This window comes from Sphingomonas sp. UBA978 (genome assembly GCF_002292295.1).
Taxonomy (GTDB): domain Bacteria; phylum Pseudomonadota; class Alphaproteobacteria; order Sphingomonadales; family Sphingomonadaceae; genus Sphingomonas.
Window position 1 is genome coordinate 119579 of the sequence record NZ_DBBS01000013.1, and the last position, 6071, is coordinate 125649.

Genomic DNA, 6071 nt, shown 5'->3' on the forward strand with positions numbered 1-6071 from the left:
CCATGGGGCTGATCGTGGTGCGGCCCGAACCCGGCAATGCGCGCACCGTCGCGCGGTTGCGGGCGGGCGGCGGCGACGTGCTGGCCTGGCCGCTGTTCGCCGCGCAGCCGGTGGCATGGGACGTACCCGACCCGGCCGCGCATGACGCGCTGCTGGTGACGAGTGCCAATGCGGTGCGGCTGGCAGGCGCGGGCCTCGCGCGGCTGGCGGCGCTGCCGGTGATCGCGGTCGGCGCGGAGACGGCGGCGGTGGCACGTGCGGCCGGCCTGCGCGTCGCCGCGGTCGGCGCGAGCGGCGTCGTCGAAGCGCTGGCGGCCGGGCACGCGGCGGGGCTGGCGCGACCACTCCACCTCGCCGGTCGCGAGCATGTCGACAGCGGCCACCCGACGGTGATCGTCTATGCCAGCGCCGATGTGACGACCGACGGGGCGGCGTTCGCGGCGGCGGCGCGCGGCCGGATCGTGCTGCTCCATTCGGTGCGGGCGGCGACGCGGGTCGCGGCCTTGCTCCCCGCGGCCCGTCGGGAGACCGGAATCGCGGCGTTGAGCGACGCGGTGCGGGCGGCGGCGGGCGACGGCTGGGGCCTGACGCTCGTCGCGGGAACGCCGACCGATGCCGCGCTCTGCGCGGGCGCGCTCGAACGGGCGATTGACCGGGCCGCGGGGGCCGGGGATAAGAGGCCATGACCGATTATGTGCCGATCGACCGGGAGCGTGGGGCGGCGCGTACGCGCGGGCCGCGAACCGGCGTGTTCCTGGCGATCATCGCGCTGGCCTTCGTCGCCGGGGCGGTGCTGACCGGCTATCTGATGAAGCGGGTGACGTGGCTGGGCGGCAGCTCCGCGGCGCAGGAGGCGGCGGCGGCACGCAAGGTGCGTCCCGAACCGACCGGCTTCAATCCTGCGCAACCGCTCAACGCCAGCGGCGAGCCGGTCAACGCCGCGCTCGATCCCGCCGCGCTCGCCTCGCGCGAGGCGACTTTGGCCGGGCAGCTGACCGCTCTCGAGGCGCGGACCGCGGCGGTCACCAGCGATGCCGCGGCGGCGGCGGCACAGGCGGGGCGCGCGGAGGGGATGCTGATCGCCTTCGCCGCGCGGCGCGCGCTCGATCGCGGCATGGGCCTCGGCTATCTCGAGGAGCAGCTGCGCAATCGCTTCGGCCGGGTACAGCCGCGCGCGGTCACCTATGTGAGCGAGGCGGCGCGGCAGCCGGTGACGCTGGAGGATCTGCGCCAGGGGCTGGACGCGATCGCCCCCGGCCTGTCGACCGCGAGCGGCGACGGCTGGCTGACCAGCCTGCGCCGCGAATTCGCCGGGCTGGTCGTGCTGCGCGAGGCGGGCACCCCCTCGCCGCGCCCGGTCGACCGGCTGGCGCGCGCACGGCGCCTGCTCGACAGCGGCCAGGTCGAGGCGGCCCGGGCGGAGGTCGCACGGCTGCCCGGCGCGGGCGATGCGGGCAACTGGATGCAGGCGGCCGAACGCTACGTCCTGTCGCGCCGCGCGCTCGACGTGATCGAGAATGCCGCGATCATGGGACAGGCGAGCAAGCCGCCGGTCACCGCCAACGCCCCCGCCCCGGCGGCCGAGCTACCCGCGATGCCGGATACGGTGTCGAACGCGGAAGAGACGACCTCGGTCGGGATGTAGGCGTCGGGGGCGCCGTCGCCGTTCGGCTGCGTGATGGTCGCGCGGAGGCGCGGAGGGCGCAGCGGTGTTGCGATCGCCTCGGCGACGGCATTCCTCGTCCCGCCAGTTGCGGGCACAGCGAAGCGAAGCACGGACGACGTTCGCGGCGCCGTGCAGCCCCGCCCTAGCGCAGGCTGACCTGCAACCCGTCCATCACGAACTGCACCGCGAGCGCGGCGAGCAGCACGCCGAGCAGACGGGTGATGACCGCCTCGATCCGGGTGCCGAGCAGGCGCATCAGCGGCCCGGCGGCGAGCAGCGCGGCGAGCGTCAGCAACAGGATCGTCGCCATCGCCGCCAGCACGACCAACGTCGCCTCGACCCCGCTGGTGCGCGCCATCAGCAGCATGACGGTCGCGATCGAACCGGGGCCGGCGATCATCGGCATCGCCATCGGAAAGATCGACACGTCCTCCACCTCGGGATCGGCGGCGACCTCGGCGGCGCGATCCTCGCGGCGCTGGGTGCGCTTCTCGAACACCATTTCGAGCGCGATCAGGAACAGCATGATGCCGCCGGCGATGCGGAAGCTGGCCAGGCTGATGCCGAGCCCGCGCAACAGGTCCTCGCCGACCAGCGCGAACACCAGCAGGATCGCGGTGGCGACGCCGACCGCGCGGATCGCCATCGCCCGCCGCTGCGCCGTCGACGCGCCCGCCGACAGGCCGGCATAGATGGGCGCGCAGCCGGGCGGGTCGATCACCACGAAGAAGGTGATGAGCGACGAGACGAAGAGTTCGATCACAGCCCCGCCTCGACCCGCTCGCGGCGGCAGGCGGAGACATAGGTGTTGCGGATCAGGCAGGCGATGGTCATCGGCCCGACCCCGCCCGGCACCGGCGTGACTGCGCCCGCGATCTCGCGCGCCGGGGCGAAGTCGACGTCGCCGACCAGCCCCGCGTCGGTGCGGTTGATGCCGACGTCGATCACGGTCGCCCCCGGCTTGATCCAGTCGCCCTTGATGAATTGCGGGATGCCGACCGCGGCGACGAGGATGTCGGCGGCGCGGGTATGCGCGGCGACGTCGCGGGTGCGGCTGTGGACGATGGTGACGGTGCAGCTCTGCTGGAGCAGCAATTGCGCCATCGGCTTGCCGACGATGTTGGAGCGGCCGACCACCACCGCCTCCAGCCCGGCCAGCCGCGGATGCACATCCTGGAGCAGCATCAGGCAGCCCAGCGGCGTGCACGGCACGAAGCCCTCGGCGCCGATCGCCAGCCGGCCGGCGTTGACCGGGTGGAAGCCGTCGACGTCCTTGTCGGGATCGATGCCGAGCAGCACCGCCTGCGCATCGATATGCGCGGGCAAGGGCAGCTGGACGAGGATGCCGTCGACCGTCGGATCGGCGTTCAGCCGCGCGACCAGCGCGAGCAAGGTGGCGGAATCGGTGTCCGCGGGCAGGCGATGCTCGAAGCTTTCCATGCCGGCGTCGCGCGTCGCCTTGCCCTTGTTGCGGACATAGACGGCGGAGGCGGGGTCCTCGCCGACCAGCACGACGGCGAGGCCGGGGGCGCGGCCGGCCGCCGCGCGAAAGGTGGCGACATGGGTGGCGATGCGGGTGCGCAGGGCGAGGGCATGCGCCTTGCCGTCGATGATCGTGGCGGTCATGCCGCGGCCTCATAGCGACCGGCCGCGATCTTCGCCAGCATGTGCGGATCGCCGGCGATATGCAGTCGCTTCAGCCGCGCGGTATCCCCGCCGATCAGCGTCACGGCGCGTTTCGGCACGGCGAATGCGGCGGCGACGAGCGCGACCAGCGCGGCATTGGCCTTGCCGTCGACCGGCGCCGCCGCGAGCCGGGCGACGACATGGGCATCGGTCCCGGCCGCCAGCAGGTCGCGGCCGGCGCGCGGCGTCACCCGGACGGCGAGGACGATGCCGTCGTCCCGCTCCGTCCAGGCCGGCACCGGATCAGATCGCGCCGTTCGCCATCAGGCTGACGGCGATATTGGGCAGGATGATGCTGTCGAGGATGCGGATGGTGACGAGCACGACCAGCGGCGCGAGATCGATACCGCTGATGTTGGGCAGCACCCGGCGCAGCGGCCGGTAGAGCGGCTCGGTCAGCCGGTCGAGGCCGTAGTGCAGCGAGCTGACGAAATTGTTCGAGGTGTTGATGACGTTGAACACGATCAGCAGCGACAGCACGAACTGGACCATGATGATCCACCAGACCACGTTCAGCAGCACCTGGATGATCTGGATGAGGGTAAGCGCGATCACGCGGCAAGCTCCGGGGTTCAGGGTTCGGATCGGACGTAGCGGTTCTGCACGCCCGGGAACAGGGGCGCCTTACGCGTGGACCAATGTCCCCGCGCCGGCCGAGGTAAAGATCTCGAGCAGCATCGCATGCGGCACGCGCCCGTCGAGGATCACCGCGGCATCGACGCCCGCCTCGACCGCGGCGACGCAGGTCTCGACCTTGGGGATCATCCCGCCCGAGATGGTCCCGTCCGCCTTCAGCGCCGCGATGCGCGCGGGGTCGAGGTCGGTCAGCAGCACCTTGTCCTTGTCGAGCACGCCGGCGACGTCGGTCAGCAGGAAGAAGCGCGAGGCGCCGATCGCCGCGGCGATCGCGCCCGCCATCGTGTCGGCGTTGATATTGTAGGTGTGGCCGTCCGCGCCGGAGGCGATCGGCGCGACCACCGGGATGATGCCGCTGCCCGACAGCGTGTCGAGGATCGTCCGGTCGACCGCGACCGGCTCGCCGACGAAGCCGAGGTCGACGTGGCGCTCGATGCCCTGCAACGTGTCGGGCGTGTCGCGGCCGACCTTCACCGCGGTGACCAGATTGGCGTCCTTGCCCGAGATGCCGACGGCGCGGCCGCCGGCCTGGCCGATCCAGGCGACGATTTCCTTGTTGATCGATCCGGCCAGCACCATCTCCGCGATCCGCGCGGTTTCCGCGTCGGTGACGCGCAGGCCGTCGACGAAGCGCGATTCGACGCCGAGCCGCTTGAGCATCGCGCCGATCTGCGGCCCGCCGCCATGGACGACGACCGGATTGATGCCGACCGCTTTGAGCAGCACGACGTCCTCGGCGAAATCGCGCGCCAGCTCGGGATCGCCCATCGCATGGCCGCCGTATTTCACGACGAAGGTCTGGCCGGCATAGCGTTGCAGATAGGGCAGCGCCTCGGTCAGCGTTTCGGCCTTGGCGAGCAGCGCGGCGGTGGCGGTGGAGTCGGTCATGGCCTGCGCCTTTAACCGCGGATCATCCGGCTTCAAAGCCCGGCGTCGCCCGGGGATCAGAGCGGCGCGCGATCCAGCCGCCGGCCCAGCGCGACGAACAGGTAGATCAGCGGCGGCACCAGCAGCGCCGACAGCGTCACCTTGGCGATCATCTGCCCGATCAGCAGCTCGCCGATCGGGAACACGCCATAGAAGGCGATGGTCGCGAACAGGAAGGTGTCGACGATCTGGCTGAGCATGCTGGCGATGCCGGCGCGCAGCCACAACAGGCTCGCCCCCTCGCGCCCCTTCAGCCACGAGAAGATCGTGACGTTGAGCGTCTGCGAGATGCCATAGGCGACGATGCCGCCGAACCAGATCCGCCACGTCGCGCCGAGGATCAGCTGGATCGCGTCGCGATTGGCGGGCTGCATGTCGGGCGAGGCGGGCAGCAGATGGACGATCCACGACAGCAGGATCGACACGATCAGCGGCACGAACCCGAACAATACCAGCCTGTTGGCGGTCTTGCCGCCGTGCAGCTCGGCGACCGCGCTCGACACGACGACGAGGAGCAGGAAGGCGAAGATCCCCGCCTCCACCGCAAGCGGGCCGACGCCGAACACCGGCCCCAGCGCGGAGAGCGGCCCCAGCGCGACCTGCTTGTTGCCGAGCACGCCCGCGATGCAGACCATGCCGCCGTAGAAGATCGAAAACGCGAAGAGCGAGCGCGGAACGGCGCGGGCGGGGGTATCCATCGCTGGAACGCTAGCGGGTTTCCTGCTGCGGGCAAATACTTCTGCTCCCCCCGCAAGCTTCCGCGACGGGGCTTGGCCAGGGAGTGATCGGGTTCGCACAGAGGCGCGGAGGACGCAGAGGTGCACCGCACGTGGCAGCGTAAGCCTGCCATCCCCATGGTGCGATGGACGCGCTCCGATGCGGCGCACGCAACACCTCCGCGTCCTCCGCGCCTCCGCGCGAACCATATCTGTTTCTGCCAACACCGATGACCCCGGTTTTGAATGTCGGCCCCATAGAGGACGGAGCGACATCCAGCGTTCGAAAGGGCGAAGGTTTCAGGATGCGCTTCGTCACCCCGGACCGGTTCCGGGGTCAACCGCTCCGCAAACCACCTTCTATCGATCTTGCGGCACCGTGGATGCCGGAACGAGTCCCGCATGACGGAGCGTCCGGGGGGCAACTGTGATGTTCAGCC

The 6071-nt window shown here is 71.1% G+C and carries 8 protein-coding genes; 2 read left to right on the plus strand and 6 right to left on the minus strand.

Translation table 11 applies throughout. The annotated features are described in order from the left end of the window. The first annotated feature begins 2 nt into the window (after positions 1–2). Both B2515_RS06455 and B2515_RS06460 read left to right on the plus strand, forming a co-directional pair. Complete coding sequence (locus B2515_RS06455; RefSeq protein ID WP_293874983.1) at positions 3–686, plus strand: uroporphyrinogen-III synthase; 684 nt, start codon at positions 3–5, stop codon at positions 684–686. Then, positions 683–1645, plus strand: a complete 963-nt coding sequence (locus tag B2515_RS06460; protein ID WP_293874985.1) for a hypothetical protein — start codon at positions 683–685, stop codon at positions 1643–1645. Before B2515_RS06455 ends, B2515_RS06460 begins: the two co-directional genes overlap by 4 nt. Positions 1646–1808: 163 nt before the next feature. Here B2515_RS06460 and B2515_RS06465 read toward each other — a convergent pair whose 3' ends face one another. The 6 genes from B2515_RS06465 to B2515_RS06490 form a co-directional block, all read right to left on the minus strand. Further along, positions 1809–2429: a MarC family protein gene (locus B2515_RS06465; RefSeq protein ID WP_293874987.1), complete on the minus strand. Its 621-nt coding sequence runs from the start codon at positions 2427–2429 to the stop codon at positions 1809–1811. Continuing rightward, the gene (gene folD / locus B2515_RS06470; protein WP_293874989.1) at positions 2426–3292 is read right to left on the minus strand and encodes a bifunctional methylenetetrahydrofolate dehydrogenase/methenyltetrahydrofolate cyclohydrolase FolD; all 867 of its coding nucleotides are present in this window, start codon (positions 3290–3292) and stop codon (positions 2426–2428) included. The genes B2515_RS06465 and folD overlap by 4 nt, the downstream gene beginning before the upstream one ends. Next, positions 3289–3591, minus strand: a complete 303-nt coding sequence (locus tag B2515_RS06475) for a DUF167 family protein (RefSeq protein ID WP_293874991.1) — start codon at positions 3589–3591, stop codon at positions 3289–3291. The genes folD and B2515_RS06475 overlap by 4 nt, the downstream gene beginning before the upstream one ends. A 4-nt stretch (positions 3592–3595) precedes the next feature. Beyond that, entirely contained in the window at positions 3596–3907 is a 312-nt protein-coding gene (locus B2515_RS06480) for a YggT family protein (protein ID WP_293874993.1), read from the minus strand. Positions 3908–3976: 69 nt separating this feature from the next. Then, entirely contained in the window at positions 3977–4876 is a 900-nt protein-coding gene (argB, locus tag B2515_RS06485; protein ID WP_293874995.1) for an acetylglutamate kinase, read from the minus strand. 56 nt (positions 4877–4932) lie between these two features. Beyond that, positions 4933–5613: a queuosine precursor transporter gene (locus B2515_RS06490; protein ID WP_293874997.1), complete on the minus strand. Its 681-nt coding sequence runs from the start codon at positions 5611–5613 to the stop codon at positions 4933–4935. Positions 5614–6071 lie beyond the last annotated feature (458 nt).